The organism is Vibrio coralliilyticus, from assembly GCF_024449095.1.
Lineage (GTDB): Bacteria > Pseudomonadota > Gammaproteobacteria > Enterobacterales > Vibrionaceae > Vibrio > Vibrio coralliilyticus_A.
In genome coordinates this window covers 2,818,680-2,843,967 of record NZ_CP024627.1, presented here as the reverse complement: position 1 = coordinate 2,843,967, position 25,288 = coordinate 2,818,680, and the positions used below count along the sequence as shown (strand labels likewise).

General features: G+C 44.9%; 19 protein-coding genes, 3 tRNA genes and 4 rRNA genes. 16 read left to right on the top strand and 10 right to left on the bottom strand.

The annotated features are described in order from the left end of the window. The first annotated feature begins 138 nt into the window (after positions 1–138). Positions 139–765: a helix-turn-helix domain-containing protein gene (locus tag CTT30_RS13335; protein ID WP_252035386.1), complete on the top strand. Its 627-nt coding sequence runs from the start codon at positions 139–141 to the stop codon at positions 763–765. Between the two features lie 334 nt (positions 766–1,099). On the opposite strand, the gene dcm is transcribed toward CTT30_RS13335, so the two are convergent. Continuing rightward, complete coding sequence (gene dcm / locus CTT30_RS13330; protein ID WP_252035385.1) at positions 1,100–2,239, bottom strand: DNA cytosine methyltransferase; 1,140 nt, start codon at positions 2,237–2,239, stop codon at positions 1,100–1,102. Between the two features lie 336 nt (positions 2,240–2,575). Further along, positions 2,576–3,823 (bottom strand): hypothetical protein, encoded by a 1,248-nt coding sequence (locus CTT30_RS13325; RefSeq protein WP_252035384.1) that lies wholly within the window; start codon positions 3,821–3,823, stop codon positions 2,576–2,578. 735 nt (positions 3,824–4,558) lie between these two features. On the opposite strand from CTT30_RS13325, the gene CTT30_RS13320 reads away from it, so the two are divergent. The 9 genes from CTT30_RS13320 to CTT30_RS13280 all read left to right on the top strand — a co-directional run bounded on the left by CTT30_RS13320 (position 4,559) and on the right by CTT30_RS13280 (position 12,419). After that, complete coding sequence (locus CTT30_RS13320) at positions 4,559–4,966, top strand: VOC family protein (protein WP_239838912.1); 408 nt, start codon at positions 4,559–4,561, stop codon at positions 4,964–4,966. Between the two features lie 113 nt (positions 4,967–5,079). Then, a complete protein-coding gene (locus CTT30_RS13315) occupies positions 5,080–6,336 on the top strand; it encodes a cyclic di-GMP phosphodiesterase (protein WP_252035383.1) in 1,257 nt (418 codons plus the stop codon). A 531-nt stretch (positions 6,337–6,867) separates the two neighbouring features. Beyond that, positions 6,868–8,419 (top strand): 16S ribosomal RNA (locus CTT30_RS13310). A gap of 90 nt (positions 8,420–8,509) precedes the next feature. Continuing rightward, a tRNA-Glu gene (locus CTT30_RS13305) sits at positions 8,510–8,585 on the top strand. Positions 8,586–8,898: 313 nt separating this feature from the next. After that, positions 8,899–11,787 (top strand): 23S ribosomal RNA (locus CTT30_RS13300). Between the two features lie 161 nt (positions 11,788–11,948). Then, positions 11,949–12,064 (top strand): 5S ribosomal RNA (rrf, locus tag CTT30_RS13295). 42 nt (positions 12,065–12,106) lie between these two features. Then, a tRNA-Thr gene (locus tag CTT30_RS13290) sits at positions 12,107–12,182 on the top strand. Positions 12,183–12,195: 13 nt separating this feature from the next. After that, positions 12,196–12,311: ribosomal RNA gene (rrf, locus tag CTT30_RS13285) — 5S ribosomal RNA — on the top strand. The 16S, 23S and 5S rRNA genes sit together here with 3 tRNA genes alongside, the layout of an rRNA operon. Positions 12,312–12,342: 31 nt before the next feature. Further along, positions 12,343–12,419 (top strand) — tRNA-Asp (locus CTT30_RS13280). Between the two features lie 164 nt (positions 12,420–12,583). Here the strand turns inward: CTT30_RS13280 and CTT30_RS13275 are convergent. The 3 genes from CTT30_RS13275 to ispB form a co-directional block, all read right to left on the bottom strand. After that, positions 12,584–13,366, bottom strand: coding sequence for a DUF547 domain-containing protein (locus CTT30_RS13275; protein ID WP_252035382.1), 783 nt, complete (start codon positions 13,364–13,366; stop codon positions 12,584–12,586). A gap of 186 nt (positions 13,367–13,552) precedes the next feature. Beyond that, a complete protein-coding gene (locus tag CTT30_RS13270; RefSeq protein WP_252035381.1) occupies positions 13,553–15,316 on the bottom strand; it encodes a bifunctional lysophospholipid acyltransferase family protein/GNAT family N-acetyltransferase in 1,764 nt (587 codons plus the stop codon). Between the two features lie 371 nt (positions 15,317–15,687). After that, positions 15,688–16,659, bottom strand: a complete 972-nt coding sequence (gene ispB, locus CTT30_RS13265; protein ID WP_239865304.1) for an octaprenyl diphosphate synthase — start codon at positions 16,657–16,659, stop codon at positions 15,688–15,690. A gap of 272 nt (positions 16,660–16,931) precedes the next feature. Here ispB and rplU point away from each other — a divergent pair, with 272 nt between their 5' ends. From rplU to folA, 6 genes are all read left to right on the top strand, one after another. Continuing rightward, positions 16,932–17,243 (top strand): 50S ribosomal protein L21, encoded by a 312-nt coding sequence (gene rplU / locus CTT30_RS13260; RefSeq protein ID WP_008072988.1) that lies wholly within the window; start codon positions 16,932–16,934, stop codon positions 17,241–17,243. Between the two features lie 19 nt (positions 17,244–17,262). Continuing rightward, positions 17,263–17,520 carry a 50S ribosomal protein L27 gene (gene rpmA, locus CTT30_RS13255; RefSeq protein WP_004409945.1) on the top strand — a complete coding sequence of 86 codons (258 nt, stop codon included), beginning with the start codon at positions 17,263–17,265 and terminating at the stop codon, positions 17,518–17,520. Between the two features lie 274 nt (positions 17,521–17,794). Beyond that, complete coding sequence (cgtA, locus tag CTT30_RS13250) at positions 17,795–18,967, top strand: Obg family GTPase CgtA (protein ID WP_239865302.1); 1,173 nt, start codon at positions 17,795–17,797, stop codon at positions 18,965–18,967. Positions 18,968–19,087: 120 nt separating this feature from the next. Then, entirely contained in the window at positions 19,088–19,855 is a 768-nt protein-coding gene (locus CTT30_RS13245) for a threonine/serine exporter family protein (protein ID WP_239837850.1), read from the top strand. After that, complete coding sequence (locus CTT30_RS13240) at positions 19,852–20,325, top strand: threonine/serine exporter family protein (RefSeq protein WP_252035380.1); 474 nt, start codon at positions 19,852–19,854, stop codon at positions 20,323–20,325. Before CTT30_RS13245 ends, CTT30_RS13240 begins: the two co-directional genes overlap by 4 nt. A 22-nt stretch (positions 20,326–20,347) precedes the next feature. Then, positions 20,348–20,833 carry a type 3 dihydrofolate reductase gene (gene folA, locus CTT30_RS13235; protein WP_252035379.1) on the top strand — a complete coding sequence of 162 codons (486 nt, stop codon included), beginning with the start codon at positions 20,348–20,350 and terminating at the stop codon, positions 20,831–20,833. Positions 20,834–20,901: 68 nt separating this feature from the next. Here folA and apaH read toward each other — a convergent pair whose 3' ends face one another. The 5 genes from apaH to surA form a co-directional block, all read right to left on the bottom strand. Further along, positions 20,902–21,711: a bis(5'-nucleosyl)-tetraphosphatase (symmetrical) ApaH gene (gene apaH / locus CTT30_RS13230; RefSeq protein ID WP_252035378.1), complete on the bottom strand. Its 810-nt coding sequence runs from the start codon at positions 21,709–21,711 to the stop codon at positions 20,902–20,904. A 19-nt stretch (positions 21,712–21,730) separates the two neighbouring features. After that, positions 21,731–22,108: a Co2+/Mg2+ efflux facilitator ApaG/CorD gene (gene apaG, locus CTT30_RS13225; RefSeq protein ID WP_239837846.1), complete on the bottom strand. Its 378-nt coding sequence runs from the start codon at positions 22,106–22,108 to the stop codon at positions 21,731–21,733. Between the two features lie 71 nt (positions 22,109–22,179). Further along, positions 22,180–22,986, bottom strand: a complete 807-nt coding sequence (gene rsmA / locus CTT30_RS13220) for a 16S rRNA (adenine(1518)-N(6)/adenine(1519)-N(6))-dimethyltransferase RsmA (protein ID WP_239865291.1) — start codon at positions 22,984–22,986, stop codon at positions 22,180–22,182. Between the two features lie 12 nt (positions 22,987–22,998). After that, on the bottom strand, positions 22,999–23,991 hold the full coding sequence (gene pdxA, locus CTT30_RS13215) for a 4-hydroxythreonine-4-phosphate dehydrogenase PdxA (RefSeq protein ID WP_252035377.1): 993 nt from the start codon (positions 23,989–23,991) through the stop codon (positions 22,999–23,001). Beyond that, on the bottom strand, positions 23,981–25,276 hold the full coding sequence (surA, locus tag CTT30_RS13210; protein ID WP_252035376.1) for a peptidylprolyl isomerase SurA: 1,296 nt from the start codon (positions 25,274–25,276) through the stop codon (positions 23,981–23,983). The genes pdxA and surA overlap by 11 nt, the downstream gene beginning before the upstream one ends. Between the last annotated feature and the right edge of the window lie 12 nt (positions 25,277–25,288).

The following is a 25,288-nucleotide window of genomic DNA, read 5'->3' as shown; positions in this document are numbered from 1 at the left end:
ACTGAACACAGGTGAGCAACCAGTAGATAACGACGCTCCATTCTAACTAGACATTAAGTTAGCCCTACAGGGGCTGAGAGGCTTGTCCTCTCTGCTCCTGTGGGGCTTTTTACTATCTGAATTACAGGAATAATACCGATGAAAAATACTGAAACATTGACCGTTGAGGGCGTTGAGTTTCCCTCTCGTACTACTGCTGCTCGTCATTACGGCTTGAACCCTAAACTGGTCACTGAACGCATTACTAAGCGTGGATGGACGTTGGAACAGGCTTTGGAGTTAGAACCAAGTCCAAGTCGTGCTTACGCCAAGAAAGTTGTTATAGACGGCACTGAGTATTCAAGTATGCGTCAGGCAGCTAAAGAGCTTGGTGTGTCGCAAAGTACGCTGATGAATCGCATAAAGTCTGGCATATCTCTAGAGGATGCGCTCTCGGCTTTCCATGCCAACCGAGAGAAGTTAAAAGGTCAGTCCAAGCCAATGTTCTACGGTAACAAGCTCTATCCGTCTGCGCGCCATTTGTTGCTTGCTAATCCAACGCTGGTTGCTGGTGGTGATTTGGGTAAAGCCATTACCTCACTGAATGACAAGGCTCGTCGAGCTAAGAATCAGGGTGAGATTGAGAATTTGAGTATTGATGAAATTTCGCTTAAGTATAGTTTGTTGAAGGTAAGGTTTGTTGATGAATTTGATGCTCTGGCGGCTCAGCTGACCGAAAAGATCGGTGAAGGTGCTTTGAACGGTATGTTTTATAAATTGAAGTAGCTGATATCGTTGCCTAAGAAGGGAGTAGTTACCTTGTGTGATTGATCCCTTGTTTATTATCTGCGATTTGTGCTGGTGGTTCTGCTGCTTGATGGTCTACCTGTAACCACTGCTGCTGGTATTTATAGTCGTAGGCGAATACGGCTGAGGATTTTGCGCTCAGTGGCTGCTGGAGGCTTTTGAGGGGGGATTTTCTGGTTGAATCTAGTTGCGCTTCTAGCGAGGTGGTTACGGTATGTGTTTAGCTGTCTGGGTATGCAGGGTATTGATATATTTAAATAAAGACCAGTACAACAGCGTAGCGAAGCGGCTGTTGTACTGGTCTTTATTATGTCTATACAGCAATTCTTAGTTGATCTTCAGGTAGTGAGTTTTCATCTAAATCATCGTATAAATGGTTTAGATCTAGAACATCAATCATTTCTTGTGTCGAGAAAGTTGTTTCACCAAATATATCTCTGCGAATTGCCTTGCCAATTTCAGCTGCTAATAATGGTGGAACAGCGTTTCCTATTTGCCTAATAGGGTGACGAGAAGTTCCAGAAAACGCCCACCAATCAGGGAAGGTCTGTATTCTTGCACTTTCACGAGGTGTTACTTCTCTTGGCTCCGTTGGGTGAACGTGCCCTTTTCCTCCTCCTGCATCTGAACCCACGATTATAGTGTAGCTAGGTGTGTGCAGATCTAACTTATTGATTCGCGTCTTAGGATCTCTTTCTCTAGGCTTTAAGCTCGCGTATCTATCAATTATTCTTTGGCTGTGCTTTCTGCCTGTATGGTTTGCAATGGTACCTGTTTCAGCGGGAGGTAAACCTCTTAATGCTTGTCCTACATTGCGATACACTGGGAGATCTAAAAGGATGTCTTCTGGTGATTTGTGCGTTGCTGGGATTTCGTGTACTTGGCGGCCTTTTTTACAACCTATAATAAAAACTCTATCTCTGTGTTGTGGTACCCCAAAATCAACTGCATTCAACCTGTGTACAGAGAGGGTATATTCTAAATCTTCAGCAGGCGACTTTAGTTGCTCCATGAGATCTTCGAAAACAGCGCCTTTTTCGATGGTCATAATTCCGTAAACGTTTTCAAATAGGAAACAGTCTGGAGCTATTTCACCAACGAGCTCAATGTATTTGTATGCTAATTGCCCTCTCGGATCATCAAGTCCTTTTCGCTTGCCAAAAACACTAAAGGCTTGACAAGGTGGCCCTCCGGCTAAGAGTGGTAGTTGCCCTCTGCTTAGGCCTACATGTTGAAGTAGGTCTGCGCCTGAAAGCTTATTAATGTCCTCGTTTAATATCACAGAATTTTGTAAGAAGGGTTTACCTCTTCGAGTGGACTCTTCTTTTGCTCTTGCCAGAGTCTTGCAACTATGCTCGTCAACGTCTGTAGCTAGTAGATTTTCGAATCCTGCTGCCTCTAGGCCGAGGTCTAGTCCTCCTCCACCTGAAAATAAAGAAATGTATTGAGTCATATGGTTTCTAATGAGTACTGGTTATATGTACAGTTTACTAACATGAAACTGTACCTGAATGCAAACTTTACCGCTGTTAGCTTTGTTTTTCTCGCGTTTGTAAGCGAGGATTTTAACCTGTTGAGCAATCCGCGACAAAGAAATTTGACATATTTGTAATTTTTACATATTCGTCAATTAGATAGCTGCCTGAGGTGGGTATAGGCTCCGCTTGATTGGTTTTGCTAGAAGGTTTGTGAGATGTATGAGTAGTTTTGAGTTGAATGTTTGATCTTAAACTTTTGATTTTTATTGCAAATAAAAAGAGGCGTTTTCCCGCCTCCTTTCTGATTACATCTAAAGTAATTTTTCGATTTCTATTGACTTCGCGTAGCTTTCTAGTTCGTCATTCTCAAACCAGTACAAGTTGATCTTTCTGTCTTCACTGAGGTAGTCAAGAATCCATTGCTCCACGAAACTGAGGGGGTTTTTGTTCAAAACAATTGCTAAATGATTGTTTTGTCCCAACTCCTCTCTGTATTTAAATGCGTACTCGTATAGTTGTGAAACGGCGGTTCTGATCTGTTTACCGACATTTTTTTCACTTATTGTTTTGATTTCGAATAGGATTCCAGGCTTGCTTTCTATTTCAGCGTGTAAGTCGTAACCCCCAGCAAGTTCGAAAGTCTTTAGTCCTAGTTGCTTAAGATAGCAGTGTAAGTTGAACACAGTTTGCTCATGTTCTCTGGAGGCTGTCTCTACTAGGTGAAGCCAATGTTCGCCGTTTTCATCACTAGTATTTTTAGCTTGAATAACGAAGTCAGCTATTGTTCTTTCCGTGGATACTTCTCTACGTTGTTGTGATGGCCTTCTTTCTGAACCTACGGTTTCTTTGGACTCTAACTTGTCTTTGAAAACAGCGTCTTCAAGTTCTGCTTCCGAGTTCAAAGAGTGGAGGAGCTCTATAGAGTTTACTTCCACAGTTTGCCCTTTGAGTAAGACCCCTCCAGCTGATTGTAGTATTTTGAGTATGGAGCGAAAGCGGCGATTTCTCGTTTTGTGTATAGAGCTTTTTAACTCAGAAGGTGGAATTGGTAGTAACTGCTTTTGGACTGTATCAACATCCCCATCTTGAGGGCGCCAATGCCTACAGATATTAATAAGTTCATCAACGCTGAACTGCTTTTTGGAGGTCTGAGCTAGAGCTTGTGCGATGATAACAAACGGTTTCTCGTTATCTTCTGTATGGTTTTTACATACATTGAGTAAGACGTTTTGGATGGATGTTCTTCCAACCAGCAAATCTTTACCTGCGACGCTTAAGGAGTATTTTTTATCTAACTCCTCGATTAATCCTAGTTTTTTCCACGTATTAGACCTTCTGAATATTGGTCTAAAACTATTGTCTTTTTTATCACGCGAAAACCATTTGATGTGGGGGACTTTCTCTTGGATGGCTGTGTAAAATGGGTCTGTAGACTCTCTATGAGAGACGGGTTGATGTGCAGCGATAACCCTAAGAGTCTCCATGATTACATCAGGAGCCCAAGTTTGTTCAACACCTTGATCAAGGCCTTTCCACTCAGCATTGTAATTCCTAGCCATATTTTTGTCCTTTTTAATGTACCTTGGAACATCATATTGGCTGCTGGAGGTAATGTAAAGTACCGTGGAACTTCACGTTGCCTTGAAGTAGCTTTTAATTACAAAGAATAAAGAGGCAGTGGTTTTTAGTTTGATGCTTGCTCTTTTCTATATGAAAGGAGATCTTTGTTAAATTCTGAGCCCTGTTCCGACAAACTAGACCTAATGCGCTCTCAGCAACTGTAGAAGATCTTAAGAGGGAATAAAAATGCGTTGACTATGTTGAGTCTGTACTTGACGTATGCAATCTTGATCTAATAGGATCCCACTACATGGTCTTTTATATCTAACAGAGTCCTAGTTGATACAACTAGTTAAAAGACCATGAGAGGTATTCAAAATCCGTTGCCTTCGGGCGTGGCGGTTCAAGTCCGCCCACCGGTACCATATTTAAACAACAAAGCCTCGACGAAAGTCGGGGCTTTGTTGTACTTGTCTGTTATAAATATAAAACTAGGTCGAAGTTCTAGAACGAAATGTCTCCTGACTGTAGGCAGGCTATCAATTCTAAGCATGGCCAATAGCTGGGAAGCTTGTTTTTATCTTGTTTGAATTATGCCCTGCCTGCAAAACCTCTCTCGTCGTTATACTTCTTTCGTCCTTACTAGCGATAATAAAAATCTTCAAATTTTTCTATTAGTTAAGTAAATATTGTCTATCTTTTAGAGAGAAGAAATTTCTGAAAGGATTCAATCAATGTATCAACTCACCCCTTACTTGTTTTTCGCTGGACGCTGTGATGAAGCGCTAGACTTCTACTGCCAAGCGTTTGGTGGGGTTGTGGTCACCAAGCAATACTTTAAGGACTCACCTCAACAAATAGAGGGCGCTGATCCCGATTGGATCATGCATGCAGAGTGCGAAGCATTCGGTATGAAATTAATGCTTTCAGATGGCTTAGTCGCGAAGGAACGTTCTGGTAATCATATTGCACTGTCTCTGGTGTTTGATGACATCAATGATCAGGCCAGAGTCTTTGATAAATTATCCCACGGTGGGAATATTATGATGCCACTTGCCGACACGTTTTGGGGGGCTCGTTTTGGTAAAATTGAAGATAAATTTGGGGTTCGTTGGATGTTACATTGTGAGTTGGTTAAGTAACTTCGCAAACTGACGCAGCCTCTTTACTTGCTAAGGGTTGTTAGTGGTGAATTCTGCGTGTGAGTTGCCTAAAATGATAAATCAATTAATGAAGATTAAGTTGTATATAAATCGTGGCTAGCATAAAAATAACTGTAGACAGACTTCAGCCAGGGTTGCATATCCGACTTCCAGTCAAATGGAATGAGCACCCCTTTTTGTTTAATAGCTTTAAGATTAAAGACGAAGAACAGATCCGTCTGATCCGTCACTTAGGCATTAAACATGTGTTTATGAACCCTAGCCAGAGTGATACTCAACCTCTCCCTCCACCGACAGAGCCACAGGATAAAGATGAAACTCCGGCAGAACAAATCGATCTTGAAGCACAGAAGCTTTGGAAAGAGAAGCAAGACCGAATTGAAAAACTTAGTGCGTATCGGCGCCGGGTGATTAACTGTGAGAAAGAATTTGAACGTTCACTATCTCGGATGAGAGCGGTGATGAATAAAATTCGTAACCGCCCGGAACAGGCGGTTGATGAAGCTGCCCTATTAGTCGATGACATTGTCGATAAACTGTTGAGTGACGATCATGTGACTTTGCATTTGATGAATGGCAAAAGTGAGTTTGAAGATATTTACTTTCATTGCCTTAATGTCTCAGTTATTGCCATGATGATCGCTCAAGCGAAAAAGCTTGAAGCACAACAGATAAAGGAAGTTGCTTTTGCGGCTTTGTTTCACGATATGGGGAAAGTGAAGGTACCGACTGCTATCGTTCGTAAGAAGACCCCTTTAAGTGAGCCGGAAAAAAACTACCTTAAGCTTCATACTAAATACGGGCTTGATATCGCCAGTAATATGGAGAGTTTTCCAGAAAGCGCCAGAAAGGTTATCGCTCAGCATCATGAATTAAACGATGGCTCAGGTTATCCAGAAGGATTGAAAGAAGATCAAATTGATGAGCTGACGCAAATTATTTCAGTTGCCAATGCTTACGATAACCTATGCCACAGCAACATCCCCTCCGAACAAAAAATTCCATATGTGGCACTGTCTCATCTATATAAAAACTGTAAGCATCTATATAACAATGAAAACCTCAACATTCTGATTAAGTTTATGGGGATCTATCCGCCAGGCACTGTTGTTCAGCTGTCTAACGATATGGTTGGTTTGGTTATCTCAGTCAATGCACGTAACATTCTTTTCCCTAATGTGCTTATCTATGATCCTTCGGTCCCAAGAACGCAAGCTCCGATCATTGATTTGGCCGAGAAAGAGATAAAAATCGTGAATGCCATTTTGCCTAACAAACTACCTGATAAAGTACGTGAGTATTTAAACCCTCGCTCTAGGATCTCCTATTTCTTTGATAGTGATGACTAGTTATCCACAGTAATTTGTGGGTAGCTTGATGATAAGTTGAAAATAAAATGGTACTAAATAGGCGCTTGAATGATTAATGGTCATTTAAGCGTTTTTTTATCGAAAAAGGCAAATTTATGCTTGCCATCCTTTTGGAGCTCCCTATAATGCGCATCCACTGACACGGCAGACGCCACAAGGCTTCAGCAGTGTGAGAGAGGTGAGAAACTCCTGAGAAAATAAGTTTGAAAAAGTGTTTGACTCTTCAAATTATCTCGTTAGAATGCACCTCCGCTTTGAGAGGAAGCCTCTCAAAAGCACAGCTCTTTAACAATATAAACCTATCAATCTGTGTGGGCACTCGTTGATGATAATCCAAATAGTTTCTTAGGAAACAATTTAGGTTTCAATGATACGAAGTGACCATTCGAATTGGGAAGCAGCCTTGAGCTGTTTTGTTTTACTTTTTCAAAAGTGAAAACCAATAAGAGCACAGTCAATTCAAACATTACTTTATGTAATGTTCAGTATTCATTGAGCCGACAAAATCTTAAATTGAAGAGTTTGATCATGGCTCAGATTGAACGCTGGCGGCAGGCCTAACACATGCAAGTCGAGCGGAAACGAGTTATCTAAACCTTCGGGGAACGATAACGGCGTCGAGCGGCGGACGGGTGAGTAATGCCTGGGAAATTGCCCTGGTGTGGGGGATAACCATTGGAAACGATGGCTAATACCGCATAATAGCTTCGGCTCAAAGAGGGGGACCTTCGGGCCTCTCGCGTCAGGATATGCCCAGGTGGGATTAGCTAGTTGGTGAGGTAATGGCTCACCAAGGCGACGATCCCTAGCTGGTCTGAGAGGATGATCAGCCACACTGGAACTGAGACACGGTCCAGACTCCTACGGGAGGCAGCAGTGGGGAATATTGCACAATGGGCGCAAGCCTGATGCAGCCATGCCGCGTGTATGAAGAAGGCCTTCGGGTTGTAAAGTACTTTCAGCAGTGAGGAAGGTGGATGTGTTAATAGCGCATTCATTTGACGTTAGCTGCAGAAGAAGCACCGGCTAACTCCGTGCCAGCAGCCGCGGTAATACGGAGGGTGCGAGCGTTAATCGGAATTACTGGGCGTAAAGCGCATGCAGGTGGTTTGTTAAGTCAGATGTGAAAGCCCGGGGCTCAACCTCGGAATAGCATTTGAAACTGGCAGACTAGAGTACTGTAGAGGGGGGTAGAATTTCAGGTGTAGCGGTGAAATGCGTAGAGATCTGAAGGAATACCGGTGGCGAAGGCGGCCCCCTGGACAGATACTGACACTCAGATGCGAAAGCGTGGGGAGCAAACAGGATTAGATACCCTGGTAGTCCACGCCGTAAACGATGTCTACTTGGAGGTTGTGGCCTTGAGCCGTGGCTTTCGGAGCTAACGCGTTAAGTAGACCGCCTGGGGAGTACGGTCGCAAGATTAAAACTCAAATGAATTGACGGGGGCCCGCACAAGCGGTGGAGCATGTGGTTTAATTCGATGCAACGCGAAGAACCTTACCTACTCTTGACATCCAGAGAACTTTTCAGAGATGAATTGGTGCCTTCGGGAACTCTGAGACAGGTGCTGCATGGCTGTCGTCAGCTCGTGTTGTGAAATGTTGGGTTAAGTCCCGCAACGAGCGCAACCCTTATCCTTGTTTGCCAGCACTTCGGGTGGGAACTCCAGGGAGACTGCCGGTGATAAACCGGAGGAAGGTGGGGACGACGTCAAGTCATCATGGCCCTTACGAGTAGGGCTACACACGTGCTACAATGGCGCATACAGAGGGCGGCCAACTTGCGAAAGTGAGCGAATCCCAAAAAGTGCGTCGTAGTCCGGATTGGAGTCTGCAACTCGACTCCATGAAGTCGGAATCGCTAGTAATCGTAGATCAGAATGCTACGGTGAATACGTTCCCGGGCCTTGTACACACCGCCCGTCACACCATGGGAGTGGGCTGCAAAAGAAGTGGGTAGTTTAACCTTCGGGGGGACGCTCACCACTTTGTGGTTCATGACTGGGGTGAAGTCGTAACAAGGTAGCGCTAGGGGAACCTGGCGCTGGATCACCTCCTTATACGATGATTATTCACGATGAGTGTCCACACAGATTGATAAGTTTATGTAGTTTAAGAGAACGAAGATATCCCAATATCTTCAACTTAGTGTCCCGTTCGTCTAGAGGCCTAGGACACCGCCCTTTCACGGCGGTAACAGGGGTTCGACTCCCCTACGGGATACCATCTTTAAGTGCATTTCTTTAAGTAGAAAGTTTTAAGTGTTCTTAAAAATGGTTCTTAAATGAATCTAGCTCTTTAACAATTTGGAAAGCTGACGAATAACAACAATCCCCATCTCTATGAGATGCGTTGTTATTCATTTAAAAGTTCTCAAATCCTAAATCTTTATGATTTAGGTACCAACACACATTCAAGTGTTCTTGGAAACATCCTTGTGATGTTTAATATTTGAGTCCGGCAAAATCGAGTCTGCATCATGTTTAAATAATTGCAGACAACTTTGGTTAGTTGACTAGAAGACCCTTTGGGGTTGTATGGTTAAGTGACTAAGCGTACACGGTGGATGCCTTGGCAGTCAGAGGCGATGAAGGACGTATTAACTTGCGATAAGCCCAGATTAGACAGTAAAAGTCATTTGAGTCTGGGATTTCCGAATGGGGAAACCCAACTGCATAAGCAGTTACTGTTAACTGAATACATAGGTTAACAGGGCGAACCGGGGGAACTGAAACATCTAAGTACCCCGAGGAAAAGAAATCAACCGAGATTCCGAAAGTAGCGGCGAGCGAAATTGGACTAGCCCTTAAGCTTTTAATGAGACAGGTGAAGGCTCTGGAAAGTGCCGCGATACAGGGTGATAGCCCCGTAACCGACATCTCATCATCAGTGAAATCGAGTAGGGCGGGACACGTGATATCCTGTCTGAATATGGGGGGACCATCCTCCAAGGCTAAATACTACTGACTGACCGATAGTGAACCAGTACCGTGAGGGAAAGGCGAAAAGAACCCCTGTGAGGGGAGTGAAATAGAACCTGAAACCGTGTACGTACAAGCAGTAGGAGCACCTTCGTGGTGTGACTGCGTACCTTTTGTATAATGGGTCAGCGACTTATATTCAGTAGCAAGGTTAACCATCTAGGGGAGCCGTAGAGAAATCGAGTCTTAACTGGGCGTCGAGTTGCTGGATATAGACCCGAAACCAGGTGATCTAGCCATGGGCAGGTTGAAGGTTGAGTAACATCAACTGGAGGACCGAACCGACTAATGTTGAAAAATTAGCGGATGACTTGTGGCTAGGGGTGAAAGGCCAATCAAACCTGGAGATAGCTGGTTCTCCCCGAAATCTATTTAGGTAGAGCCTCGGACGAATACTACTGGGGGTAGAGCACTGTTAAGGCTAGGGGGTCATCCCGACTTACCAACCCTTTGCAAACTCCGAATACCAGTAAGTACTATCCGGGAGACACACGGCGGGTGCTAACGTCCGTCGTGGAGAGGGAAACAACCCAGACCGCCAGCTAAGGTCCCAAATTACAGCTAAGTGGGAAACGATGTGGGAAGGCTTAGACAGCTAGGATGTTGGCTTAGAAGCAGCCATCATTTAAAGAAAGCGTAATAGCTCACTAGTCGAGTCGGCCTGCGCGGAAGATGTAACGGGGCTAAGCTGTAAACCGAAGCTGCGGCAATGCATTTTATGTATTGGGTAGGGGAGCGTTCTGTAAGCCGTTGAAGGTGAGTTGTAAAGCTTGCTGGAGGTATCAGAAGTGCGAATGCTGACATGAGTAACGATAATGGGGGTGAAAAACCTCCACGCCGGAAGACCAAGGGTTCCTGTCCAACGTTAATCGGGGCAGGGTAAGTCGACCCCTAAGGCGAGGCCGAAAGGCGTAGTCGATGGGAAACGGGTTAATATTCCCGTACTTCTTACAATTGCGATGGGGGGACGGAGAAGGCTAGGTGGGCCTGGCGACGGTTGTCCAGGTTCAAGTGCGTAGGCTTGAGAGTTAGGTAAATCCGGCTCTCTTTAAGGCTGAGACACGATGTCGAGCTACTACGGTAGTGAAGTCATTGATGCCATGCTTCCAGGAAAAGCCTCTAAGCTTCAGATTGTAAGGAATCGTACCCCAAACCGACACAGGTGGTCGGGTAGAGAATACCAAGGCGCTTGAGAGAACTCGGGTGAAGGAACTAGGCAAAATGGTACCGTAACTTCGGGAGAAGGTACGCTCTTGACGGTGAAGTCCCTTGCGGATGGAGCTATTGAGAGTCGCAGATACCAGGTGGCTGCAACTGTTTATTAAAAACACAGCACTGTGCAAAATCGTAAGATGACGTATACGGTGTGACGCCTGCCCGGTGCCGGAAGGTTAATTGATGGGGTTAGACGTAAGTCGAAGCTCTTGATCGAAGCCCCGGTAAACGGCGGCCGTAACTATAACGGTCCTAAGGTAGCGAAATTCCTTGTCGGGTAAGTTCCGACCTGCACGAATGGCGTAATGATGGCCACGCTGTCTCCACCCGAGACTCAGTGAAATTGAAATCGCTGTGAAGATGCAGTGTATCCGCGGCTAGACGGAAAGACCCCGTGAACCTTTACTACAGCTTGGCACTGAACATTGACCCTACATGTGTAGGATAGGTGGGAGGCTTTGAACCCGGTACGCCAGTATCGGTGGAGCCGTCCTTGAAATACCACCCTTGTAGTGTTGATGTTCTAACTTAGACCCGTTATCCGGGTTGAGGACAGTGCCTGGTGGGTAGTTTGACTGGGGCGGTCTCCTCCCAAAGAGTAACGGAGGAGCACGAAGGTGGGCTAATCACGGTTGGACATCGTGAGGTTAGTGCAATGGCATAAGCCCGCTTGACTGCGAGAATGACAATTCGAGCAGGTGCGAAAGCAGGTCATAGTGATCCGGTGGTTCTGAATGGAAGGGCCATCGCTCAACGGATAAAAGGTACTCCGGGGATAACAGGCTGATACCGCCCAAGAGTTCATATCGACGGCGGTGTTTGGCACCTCGATGTCGGCTCATCACATCCTGGGGCTGAAGTCGGTCCCAAGGGTATGGCTGTTCGCCATTTAAAGTGGTACGCGAGCTGGGTTTAGAACGTCGTGAGACAGTTCGGTCCCTATCTGCCGTGGGCGTTGGAAGATTGAAGGGGGCTGCTCCTAGTACGAGAGGACCGGAGTGGACGAACCTCTGGTGTTCGGGTTGTCATGCCAATGGCATTGCCCGGTAGCTAAGTTCGGAATCGATAACCGCTGAAAGCATCTAAGCGGGAAGCGAGCCCTGAGATGAGTCTTCCCTGACCCCTTGAGGGTCCTAAAGGGTTGTTCGATACTAGAACGTTGATAGGCAGGGTGTGTAAGCGTTGTGAGGCGTTGAGCTAACCTGTACTAATTGCCCGTGAGGCTTAACCATACAACACCCAAAGGGTTTTGATGGACTCAAAGTAGAACATTGAATGTGTAAACACAGAACTTAAAACAGCTTTCCGAATTATTCGATTTGCAAGCAAATCTCACCCTAAAGGGCCGCACTAAAGTGCGTTTGAATTTGCGATCAAATTGATAAAGAATTTGCTTGGCGACCATAGCGTTGTGGACCCACCTGATCCCATGCCGAACTCAGAAGTGAAACGCAATAGCGCCGATGGTAGTGTGGGGTTTCCCCATGTGAGAGTAGGACATCGCCAGGCTTTAAATACCTTGTTTGAGATAAATATCTTGAGCAAAATTATGCTGATATAGCTCAGGTGGTAGAGCGCATCCTTGGTAAGGATGAGGTCCCCAGTTCGAGTCTGGGTATCAGCACCAGTAAAGAATTTTACTTGGCAACCATAGCACTTTGGACCCACCTGATTCCATGCCGAACTCAGAAGTGAAACGAAGTAGCGCCGATGGTAGTGTGGGGCTTCCCCATGTGAGAGTAGGACATTGCCAGGTTCTTATTTAGACTCAAGAGTCTGACCAATGCGGAGCGGTAGTTCAGTTGGTTAGAATACCGGCCTGTCACGCCGGGGGTCGCGGGTTCGAGTCCCGTCCGCTCCGCCACTTACTCTAGGCCTCAGCATAAATGCTGGGGTCTTCTTGTATGTACGATATTATTTTTGGGCTACGATCTATCCCAGGCCTCGGCAGCAATGCTGAGGCTTTTTCATATGTATCGGTATTTATCCGAAACTTCCCATTGAAACGTTACAAAAATGCCCCTAGGGCTATTTTTTCTCGTTTAAGCTCCAATCGTACGCATAGCTGAATTTGCTGTTTAAGTCTGATAGTTCTGGACGATACTTGGCTAGGTGTTGAACTAGTTGTTTCTTATTACCAAAGTCATCAGCAAACCAATCATAAATGGATGACAGCTGTATTTTGCCGTTCTCGATGAGAACGCCTTTATTACTGTTGATGAAGGTCTCTGCAGCGCGTTCAAGCAGCATTTCCGTGTTTTCTGCTGTGAAAGCTTGAGATTGTAAATTGGGGCAACCTAAACTAGCACAGTTAACTGCATAGTGAGTTCTGGGGTCGTTCCAAATAGGCCGTAAGATACGGTGCTCAATGTCGTTGAGCGTTAGTGCTTTACCATTAATCGTAACGACTTCGTCATCCCAAGGACCAAAACTGAAAAATCCACCCAATTTGGTGATGGATGTGATTGGGTAAGCATCTAAAACCAATTGGATTGTCATAGCATTATATAAGTTCACCCAGTAGGCGTATTGCTCAGCCTTGTTTAGCTGGAGTGGATTGATACGACTCAGTTGTGTTAGGTATCGATTGAGCTGTTGTTTTCCTTGGGGGGTAACAGAGGAGTACCTAAAAAGAGTGTATTCATCTTCGGTGGTGAGGTAGCTATCAAGCAACTGCTGCCAAGGTTGATGATTAACCTTTGTTATACTGGAATCGTTATGACTATTCCAATACGGCCAAAGTTCCGATTTAGGTGCTGAGAAGGCTTGAAAAGATATTAATGTGAGGAAAAAAGTAAAGAGTAAGCGCATGGTAAGCCCTGTGATAATAGTGTTATAGTTTTAGACCGCGCTTACTAAGAATATCTTTCAAAGCTAGATAAATGGGCTTTCTCTGAGCAAAGACTTCTCCTCATTCAAGCTTTTTCACTCGCCATATCGCAGCTATACAAGCCAAGATAGTCCCTTGATAAGGCTTTTTGGCAGTGAGCTAATAACTTAGTTTGGTAGTGAATTGTGGTGTTGTAGATACTGCTGAGCTTGTGTTGCCCCCATACAACGAGTCAGTGTTTTGAGCGGCACTTGCTTAAGGTCTACTACGATTAATCCATCTAAGGCGTTGTTGAATGAGGGATCAACGTTAAATGAGATTAGCTTGCCGTTTAGGCCGAGATATTGGCGTAATAGAACGGGGACCCCCTTCCCATCATCGATCCTTGCAATGACTCTGGATAAAAGCTGAAGATCCGCAAGAGCGGTCAGCATGCTCGTGTTCCAGCTCGTATGCTGAGTGGGAAGCGGATTGGACGGGGTCACATATTCCGCTTTCTCAGAGTCGTAATGATGTAAGGTCATGGTTTGTGCAAGTAATTGTCTGGCTTGCTCGCTGTAGTCATTACTGATACTTACGGGACCAAATAAGTGTGTATAGCTTGGATTGCGGTGGACAAAAGTTGCAATCCCTTTCCAAAGCAGTAGCAGGGCACCCATGCTTTTTTGGTAGTGTTCATCAATCACAGAGCGGCCCATCTCAATTGAGCTCCCCATAGTATTAAGAAAGTCTTTACCGTAATGAAAGAGAGTCCGAGAGTATAAACCTGCTAAACCTTCATGCAGCATCAGCTCATCAACTAAACCGAGACGATATGCCCCAACTAGCCTTTCGTTGTCCTTATCCCAGATGAAAAGATGCTTGTAGTGTCGATCAAACTCATCAATATCCAGTGCTAGGCCGGTTCCTTCGCCCACTTTGCGAAAATTGATTTCTCTTAGCCGACCGATCTCATGCAGTATTGAGGGGATATAATCGGCATCGGTGCAGTAGACTTCAAACTCACCACTGGTCAGTAGATGATGCTCACGTGGTAGCGCGTTGAGGTCGATTTTTAACTCTCTAACCGGAAGAGCGTCAGATATGGGCAAGGGTTGTGACTCAAGTGCTTTTGCGTCAGTTTTGGTTAGGGTTTTGTTTTGCAGTAAATAAGTATTAAGTCGTAGATAGTTAACGATTTGTTCATCCGTCAGCCCATTAATTTCTTTATATCGAATCGCTGAGCCGATTGAAATATTGATGGGCTGTTGAGACTTGTTGAGCAGTTCTCTTCCTAACATTAAGGTTCTCAATAGAGGATGAACTTTACCTGCCAAGTAAAATCGTTTCGAATTCTGGCCATCTATAAACACAGGAATGGTATTGGCTTTAGCTTTACGTACTAGGCTACTGACGGAGCGGCTCCATTCCTTATCTTCAATTCGCTGGCTTTTTGGATCGACCAGCTGGGAAACTTCTCCTGCTGGGAAGAGTAACAATAAGCCTCCTTTATCTAGGTGGCTGTGTGCTTGACGGAGGGCTTTTAAGTTAGCTTTGTGGGCGTTTTGTCCCTCAAAGACATCAACACCAATAAATAGCTGGTCAAGCTCTGGAACAGTTTTTAAATATTGGTTGGCCAGAATTTGAACATCGGATCTCACATGTAGCAGTAATTCTGCCAATATAACACCTTCTACGCAGCCGAGAGGGTGATTGGCGACAACGACAGTGGCGCCACTCTTAGGGATATGAGTTAAGGAGCCTTTAATCACACGATAATCAATGCCGAGGATGTCGAGCGTGAAACGAAGAAATTCTCTGCAGTCACATTTAGCTGGCTTCTGAGAGTAGTATTGATCAAGCTTGCTCAATCCGATAACCCATTCAGCAAAATTTTCTCCTAAGCCAAAAGGTGTTTTCCGCGGGAGACGAAAAGGGCTCAAAACTTCCATACAATCCTCGGTGCTACGATGTTCAAATCAAGGCTAGGTTGATTTGATTGCAGTTTGAGGTCACTGTGATGAGAGATTTATGACCAAGCGGTGTCAGTTTGGTGACTGACAGGTAAATGGCAGTAGCCTTGGGTTTAGAGATGAAACTGTAAAGTCTTGCGGTAAACAAAGGGATAACTGATCGCAATTTATAAGGAGCAGGTATCTGAACTGGGAATTTACTGCTAGATTAAAAGGGTAGGGGAAGACTTATTACTAACAAAGCAATAGCATAGACTTGTCGCTAGGTGGTAATAGCAGAGTCAATAGACCTTCGATTTGCTGAACTGGAATCAACGGGAACCAAAGGTTCCCGTTGCTATATGTAAAGATTATTTGGATCGATGTACTGACATATGTGCCAATGTGACCAATGCCTCTTTATATTGGGACTCTGGCAGCACTCTCAATTCTGCGATAGCCTTGTCCGCTTCTTGATAGGCTTTCTGTCGGGTATATTCCAATGAACCAGTGTGCTCCATGGCTTCCATAATCGCTTCAAGCTTCTCCATACCATTAGATTTTTCTATTGCTTCGCGAATCATGCTTGCTTGTTCTGGTGAGCCGTGTTTCATCGCATAAAGAAGTGGTAGGGTAGGTTTTCCTTCAGCTAAGTCATCACCAACATTCTTGCCCATTTCATCACCATCAGATGTGTAGTCCATTACATCGTCGATGAGTTGGAAAGCTGTACCTAAATATTTGCCGTAATTCTGTAAAGCCAGCTCGACCTCTGCTGAGGAGTTGCTGAGGATTGCACCGATTTGTGTGGCGGCCTCAAACAGTCGAGCTGTTTTTGAATAGATGACCTGCATATAGCTTTCTTCGGTCGTTTCAGGATCGTTGCAATTCATGAGTTGCTGCACTTCACCTTCAGCAATTACGTTTACCGCATCGCTCATTAGCTTGAGGATCTTCATTGATCCTAGCTCGGTCATCATCTGAAAAGATCGTGTGTAAATAAAATCACCGACCAAAACGCTGGCGGCATTGCCGAAAGCGGCATTGGCAGTTGCCTTCCCACGACGCATATCTGACTCATCAACCACATCATCATGCAGCAAAGTGGCGGTATGAATAAACTCAATAAACGCAGCGGCTGTAGTATGAGCTTGCCCTTGATAACCAAGAGCACGAGCTGATAATACAGCAAGCAGAGGACGTATACGTTTACCACCACCACTAATGATGTAAAAACCTAATTGGTTGATCAAAGATACGTCAGAGTTGAGTTGAGCGTGAATCGTTTCATTCACTTTTGCCATGTCATCGGCAGTTAGCGCTTGGATAGCTTTAAAATCCATTGTAAATCCGGCTGAAGTTAGAACTTGTAAGGTCTTCTTATCTGACTTAATTACTGAATAATACACTAAAAAACGTTGATAAATACATGGCTAAAGGGCATGATTGCGGCACTTTTATCTGGCGATTAGCTTTTCGCCAATTTTTTCAAAATATGGCTTGTCATAGGGACATCTCTTCTGTAGAATCTGCGCCCTATTGATGATTAGTTTAGCGCACACCCACAATGCTCAATAAACAAGCATAAGGCTGTGCGGAAAAAGCGGAGTAAGATATGTACGCTGTTTTCCAATCTGGTGGTAAACAACACCGTGTAAGCGAAGGTCAAACTCTTCGTTTAGAGAAATTAGACGTAGAAACTGGTGCAACGGTTGAATTTGATAAAGTTCTTCTTGTTGCGAACGGCGAAGACGTTAAAGTTGGCGCTCCTCTTGTTGAGGGCGGCAAAGTAGTTGCTGAAGTTGTACAACACGGCCGTGGCGATAAAGTTAAAATCGTTAAGTTCCGTCGTCGTAAGCACTCTCGTAAGCAACAGGGTCACCGTCAGTGGTTCACTGAAGTGAAGATCACTGGTATCAACGCTTAATTATTAGGAGAGTTTAACAATGGCACACAAAAAAGCTGGTGGTTCTACTCGTAACGGCCGCGATTCAGAAAGCAAACGTCTTGGTGTTAAGCGTTTCGGCGGTGAATCTGTTCTTGCAGGTAACATCATCGTTCGTCAACGTGGCACTAAGTTCCACGCTGGTACTAACGTAGGTATCGGTAAAGACCATACTCTATTCGCTCTTACTGAAGGTAAAGTGAAATTTGAAGTGAAAGGTCCTAAGAATCGTAAATTCGTAAGCATCGAAGCTGAGTAATTCTCACTGAGATCTAGAATTTAGGCTTCTAGCTGAATTCAAAAGCCCTGCCGATTCGGCGGGGTTTTTTATTTGTAGTATGTTGGAATAGATACTAAGGCACTTTGTAAAAAGTCCCTCATTATATGTTCCTAAGTGGCAGAACGATCTGAGATTGTTGGGTGATCGATCTGATATTGGGATCTGCTAGAATTTATATCATTCACTGTCATTTGGGCTGTGAGATGATATTTGCAACGCAGCTACGTGATGTAGTAATTGGGCGGAGTAAGAGATGAAATTCGTTGATGAAGCGGTAGTTAAAGTTCAAGCCGGCGATGGCGGTAACGGTGTAGTGAGTTTCTGGCGCGAGAAATTCGTTGCGAAAGGTGGCCCGGATGGTGGTGACGGTGGCGATGGTGGTGACGTCTATATCCAAGCCGATGAAAACCTTAATACTTTGATCGACTACCGTTTTCAGCGCTTCTATGAAGCAGAGCGCGGTGAAAATGGCCGTGGTGGTAACTGTACGGGTAAGCGAGGAAAAGATAAGGTGTTGCGCGTACCAGTCGGTACTCGTGCAGTTGATATCCACACAAATGAAATTGTTGCTGAAGTTGCTGAGCATGGCAAAAAAGTCATGGTAGCGAAAGGTGGGTGGCACGGTTTAGGTAACACTCGCTTTAAATCTTCAGTAAACCGAGCACCACGTCAAAAGACGTTAGGTACTAAAGGTGAAATCCGAGAAATCCGTTTAGAGCTGTTGCTACTTGCTGATGTCGGTATGCTTGGATTGCCAAATGCGGGTAAGTCGACCTTTATTCGCTCGGTTTCAGCAGCTAAGCCAAAAGTGGCGGATTACCCATTTACAACGCTTATCCCGAGTTTAGGGGTTGTGAGTGTGGTTCCTGAGAAGAGCTTTGTTGTCGCGGATATTCCCGGATTGATCGAAGGGGCTGCGGACGGTGCAGGCCTTGGCATTCGTTTCTTGAAGCATTTAGAGCGTTGTCGCGTTCTGCTGCATATGATCGATATTATGCCGATTGATCAAAGTGATCCGATTCAGAACGCACTGACGATCATTGATGAGTTAGAGCAATATAGCGAAAAGCTTGCTGATAAGCCACGTTGGTTGATTTTCAACAAGGTTGATTTAATGCCCGAAGAAGAAGCTGACGAAGTGATCCAAAATATTCTCGATGCACTGGGTTGGGAAGAGGATTACTACAAGATCTCAGCGGTGAATAAGCAAGGAACCAAAGAGCTTTGTTACAAGTTGGCTGACTTTATGGAGAGTCTACCTCGTGAAGAAGAAGAGATCTCTGAAGAAGAGAAAGTTGACTTCATGTGGGATGATTATCATAAAGACGCAATGTCAGGCAAAGACGTCATTACTGAAGATGACGACGACTGGGATGACTGGGACGATGAAGAGGACGACGGACATGTGGTTTACGTCCGAGACTAGTCATTAAGTCCAATGAAAGCCGTAATGTTTCACGCATTACGGCTTTTTTATATTTAAATCAAATCAAACTCAGTTTATTTTGGTCACAATATCGGCTTTCTCAAGGAGTAGGAGACATTAATGGCTTCAAAACAACGCAGCGTTTCTCGTCTGATTGCACAGGCTGGTCAGATGCTGCTGGCTCATGGTGCTGAGAGTACATTAGTTGGAGATATAACAAGACGTATCGGTATTGCCAGTGGAATGGATGAAGTCGAAGTGTCTCTTTCCGCCAGCTCGTTGGTTGTTACTACGGTATATCAGGAGCACTGTATTACCACGGCACGCCGGAGCCCTGATCGTGGCATTAACATGCGTGTGATTACTCAGGTTCAGCGAATTTGCATTATGTTGGAGCGAGGAATTATCGATCACGTGCTAGCTCAGCGTAAATTAGAGCAGATCAGTCCCGAGCGGTATAACCGTTGGCTAGTGGTAGTAATGATAGGTTTGTCTTGTGCTGCATTTAGTCGCTTAGCTGGTGGTGACTGGATGGTCTTTGCAATGACCTTTATTGCCTCTTCAGTAGGCATGGTCGTGAGGCAGGAAATTGGCCATCGTCATTTTAATCCTCTCATCAATTTTGCAGCTACCGCTTTTGTGACCACAGTGATTTCTGCGCAGGCTGTGATTTACGAACTTGGCAACTCGCCATTTATTGTTATGGCGTCTTCAGTTCTTATGCTGGTCCCGGGTTTCCCATTGATTAATTCTGTGGCTGATATGCTGAAAGGCTATGTCAATATGGGTATTGCGAGATTTGTCATGGCGAGCTTACTGACCTTAGCAACCAGCCTTGGCATTGTGGCGGCAATGAGTTTAGTGGGGGTTTGGGGATGGGTACTATGACGTTATTTGAGCTCCTGTTTGGCCTGATCAACGATATGTTGTTTGCTGCGATTCCTGCTGTGGGTTTTGCACTCGTATTCAATGTTCCTAAAAAAGCGCTGACCTACTGCGCTATAGGTGGCGCAGTAGGGCATGGAAGTCGCTATCTGATGATGCATTTTGGTATTCCTATTGAGTGGGCAACATTCTTTGCTGCAATGATTGTAAGTATGATAGGTATTCACTGGTCACACCGTTTTCTTGCTCACCCTAAAGTATTCACAGTTGCAGCGCTAATTCCTATGGTGCCGGGGGTGTTTGCGTTTAAAGCGATGATTGCGTTAGTTGAACTTAATCACCGGGGTTACAGTCATGAGTTGGTCGCCATGTTGATGGAAAATTTCCTTAAAGCAATGTTTATAATTGCAGGGTTAGCGGTTGGCTTAGCGATGCCGGGATTGTTATTCTATCGCCGAAAGCCGATAGTATGAGACGTTTAAAGGAGTACCATTAATGATCATTAGCATGATCGCCGCTATGGCAAAAGACCGAGTTATTGGTAAAGACAACCAAATGCCGTGGCATTTGCCAGCTGATTTTGCCTGGTTTAAGCGTTGTACTATGGGGAAGCCTGTCATCATGGGCCGAAAGACATATGAATCGATTGGTCGTCCATTGCCGGGACGTCAAAATATTGTGATTAGTCGCGATGAAGGTCTCGTCATAGAAGGTGTCACAACAGTGTCTTCTATTGAGCAAGCGATAAAGGCCGCAGGCCAGGTTGAAGAGGTCATGATCATTGGTGGGGGGGTAATTTATCAAACCTGTTTGCCCCAAGCTGATAAGCTTTACGTAACTCATATCAATGCTGAAATTGAAGGCGATACGCAGTTTCCTCAGTGGGGGGAAGAGTTTGAAGAAAGCTATTCTGAAATTTACGAAGCAGATGAGAAAAACGCATACGGCATGCGTTTTGTGGTGTTAGAACGAAAAGGTTAACGACTCTTTTCCAAGTCGCCAGCTAGGGTGGGTGAATGAGAGACGTTTCAGTGGCTCATTGATTCTCTCTAGCGCTGTAGTGATTTTTGGGTAAAAAACGTCTTATCTTCCCATCTTAGTAAAGTTAAATAACCTCCCCAGACGCAACCTGTATCTAGGCCGATAACCTCTTTGCCATCATAGCCTTCCAGTGCAGCCCAATGACCGAACAAGATGGTTTTGTCTATTGTTATTCGGCTGGTCAGTTTGAACCACGGTGTCAGAGTACCATCATTAACTTCTTTTGGTGGGCGTTTACAAGCCATATCGAGTCTGCCGTCTGAAAAGCAGAAACGCATGCGCGTGAAGGCGTTAATAGTATAGCGATAGCGCTCAAGGCCTGTTAAATTTTCGCTCCACCGATCTGGCTGGTCGTCGTACATGTTCTTGATCAGCCAAGGCCAGTCTTCACCTTGTAGGATGGTTTCTACTTCACGCGCATTCTTTCGTGCGTTATCGAGTGACCATTGTGGTGAAACTCCCGCGTGGCATAAAGCGAACTCTTCATGCTCAGCAAGAAGAGGCTGTTGTCGAAGCCAGTCAAGCAGCTCTTGTTTGTCATCCGCATCAAAGATGGGAGCTGTTTTATCTTTGTTTTTGACCTTGTGTACCCCTAACGACACAGCAAGTAAATGTAGATCATGATTACCTAAAACCACTTTGGCTGATTGGCCAAGTGATTTAATAAAGCGAAGGGTTTCCAGTGACTTAGGACCACGCGCAACCAAGTCTCCAGCGACCCAAAGTGTATCTACTTTTGGGTCAAAACTGACTTTTTTGAGGATTAGCTTCAGTTCATCGAAGCAACCTTGAATATCACCAACAATATAATTGGACACAAAAATTCCTGAATAACTTCTAGTTGAGGATGTTAGGTAGAGCGAGCCTGAAAGGCTCAATTTCAGTGACAAACTCTTGGCCTTTCTCATCCAGTAAAATGTATTGACCTTGCATGACACCAACGGGGGTTTCTAACGCTGTACCACTGCTATAGGTGTATTCATCACTTCCGGGAATAAAAGGTTGTTGACCCACCACGCCATCTCCTTCAACCGTCATTTGTTTGCCATTAGCATCAGTGATTAACCACCGCCGACTGATGAGCTGGACAGTTTGGTTACTCAGGTTTTTAATGGTAATAACGTAGGCGAAGACATAACGCTTTGAATCAGGTTGGGACTGTTCTGAAATGTATTTGGTATGAACTTGGACTTTAATACAAGGGTTGGCTTCCATGTAGACTCCTGCGTACAAGTCAAAAAATTAGAGGTGTAGACCAATAGGTTACAACTCTAATTATATGAAGATTATTTGTGGTTTGCGTCTAACCAGTTAGCTAAGTCAACGAATTGCTCTAGAGTAAGGTTTTCAGGACGCATACCAGGATTGATCCCCAGTTGCTCTAGAATTTCAGCGTTGACCAGAGATTTATAACAGTTACGAACGGTTTTACGTCTTTGGTTAAAACCTTCTCGACACACGCGATCCAACCAGTTAAGACTTGTTGCTGGATAAGGTAGCGTCTCGTAAGGAACAAGGCGAACAACAGCGGAATCAACTTTTGGCGGTGGAACAAATGCGGTTGGAGGGACTTCTAGTACTGGAACCACTTTACAGTAGTACTGCGCCATTACCGTTAAACGACCGTAGGCTTTCGTCCCTGGTCCGGCTGCTAGACGATTGACTACTTCTTTTTGCAGCATAAAGTGCATATCTTGAATATCTCTGTGATATTCAAACAGGTGGAACATCAACGGTGTCGAGATGTTGTAAGGCAGGTTACCAAAAATGCGTAACTTATTGTTAGGCTTAACCAGCTGCGTGAAGTCAAAGCGCATTGCATCGCCTTCATGAATGGTTAGCTTCTCGGCAAGATCTGGATGAGTTCTTAAGCGTTCGGCTAGATCTCTGTCAAGTTCAATCACGGTGAACTTATCGACTTCTTTACCGACCGGCTCAGTAATTGCGCCTAAACCAGGACCGATTTCCACCAAGTTTTGACCTGGCTTAGGATTAATCGCAGAGACAATCCCATCGATAATGTATGGATCGTTTAAGAAGTTTTGACCAAAGCGTTTACGTGCTTTGTGCCCCAAATGGACATCGTTTCTCATAGTGTTCTCAAGTTAACTGGTTTTCTTATCGACAAGCTCAATGGCATGAGCAAGTGCCGTTGTAAAACTTCCTGTATCTGCATCACCTGTTCCTGCAAGGTCTAATGCAGTGCCGTGATCCACGGATGTCCTGATAAATGGAAGGCCCAGGGTAATGTTCACTGAACGCCCAAAACCTTTGTATTTTAGCACGGGTAAGACCTGATCGTGGTACATGCCTAGCACGGCATCGGCGTCGTTGAGGTATTTCTCATTAAAGATAGTGTCTGCAGGAAGTGGTCCGACAAGGTCAATACCTGCTTCTTGACGAAGTTTTTCCAATGTTGGCGTAATGGTTTCGATCTCTTCACGCCCCAAGCAGCCATCTTCACCTGCGTGTGGATTTAAACCACAGACATAGATTTTAGGTGATGGAATAGCAAACTTCTCGACTAAGTCTTGATGGAGTATACGAACTATTCTCTGTAACCTGTCTTCGGTTACTGCTTTAGAGACATAGGCTAATGGAATATGAGTTGTTACTAAAGCGACTCTAAGCCCTTCAGTGGCTAACATCATTACAACCAGTGGCGTATTGGATTTATCAGCGAAGAACTCAGTGTGTCCGCTGAAGGCGACGCCAGCTCGGTTTATCACTCCCTTATGTACAGGGCCAGTGACAATAGCATCAAACTCACCAGTCATACAGCCCAACGCGGCTCTTTCGAGTGTTTCTAACACATAGTGGCCATTTTTCTCATCGAGCTGACCCGCAATCACGGGGACATTAAGTGCAATATGATCGACAACCAACGAGCCAGCTTTCTGAGGGCTAGGAAGCGCTTCAGCATCATAATCAATAAGTTGTACGTCGATATTGAGTTGTTTAGCGCGTTGCTCAAGTAAGGCTTTATCGGCACTGACCACTATCTGATGTGGCCAGCTTTGCGTCGAAAGAGCTAAGACTAAATCGGGACCAATACCGGCAGGTTCACCTGCCGTTACGACAATACGTTTAATTGTCATTTTGATCTTCCTTGACGATTTCGACGAATGCGCTCGCGCGAATTTCTTGCAGCCACGCACTGGCCTCTTCGTTAAACTTACGGTTAAAGATAATGCGGTAAGCTTTGTTCTTCAGTGCAGAGTCAGTACGGTCAACCTCACGGCGATCCATCACTTCAACAATGTGCCAACCGTGTACGGTTTTGAATGGCTCACTGATCTGACCTACAGCGAGAGTATCCACCTGATGTTTAAATTCTGGGACGTAAAGGTCAGAAGTTTGATAACCTAACTCACCTTGCTGGGCGGCTGAACCAGGGTCTTGGCTATATTGCTGAGCCATTTCACCAAAGGTTACCTTGCCGGATTGAATTCGTTGAGTAATGTCGAGAAGCTCTTTCTGAACGCCTTCATCGCTAAGGATCACGGTTGGTTTAATCAAAATATGACGAGCGTTCACTTCGGTGACTGCAACCGTCTCAAGTCCCTTTACGTCTTCAATTTTTAGGATATGAAAGCCAACACCGCTGCGAAATGGACCGATAATACTCCCTTTATTCTGCAAATTGATTTGATCGGCAAAGATGGTTGGCATCTCTTCTTTACGCATCCACCCCCAATCACCACCTTGTAAAGCCTTAGGACCTTTTGAATAGGTGTAAGCCATGGTACTGAAATCAGAGCCTTGGTTTAGCTCTTTGACGATCTGATTAGCTTTTTCTTCGATAGCGGCTTTGTCGTCACCATCGTTTACACGTAATTGGATGTGGCCAATTTTGTATTGTACTGTCGCGTTGGTTTCTTTGGCTAGAATGTTTGCAAGATTATCGACTTCAGCCGGAAGAATATTAATACGACGACGGACGAGTGCATTGCGGGCTTCATTTGCTGCAATCTCTTTACGCACTTGCTCACGGAACTGGGTATAGCTTAAACCTTCTTGCGTCATAGAGGTGTTGAGTTGTTCCAGTGTCTGGTTGTTATTTTTGGCAATTTCATTGATCGCTTCGTTGAGACGATTATCGTCTATACGCACACCAATTCTTTCTGCTTCTTGCTGTTGGATAGTATCAACGATGAGTTTTTCTGTGACCTGTTCACGCAATGTTGCTTCATCTGGCAGTGACTGATCATTCTTCTTAGCATTGGCTCGAATGGTCTTGAGTGAAGTTTCAATATCACTCTGTAATACCACTCCGCTATTGACAATAACCGCGACTTTGTCCAGCTCGACAGGTTCGGCTTGCACAAAAGAAAACTGGCTGGTTGCAATCAATCCAAGTAAGGTTTGCTTCCAAAATTTCATCAAATGTCCTGT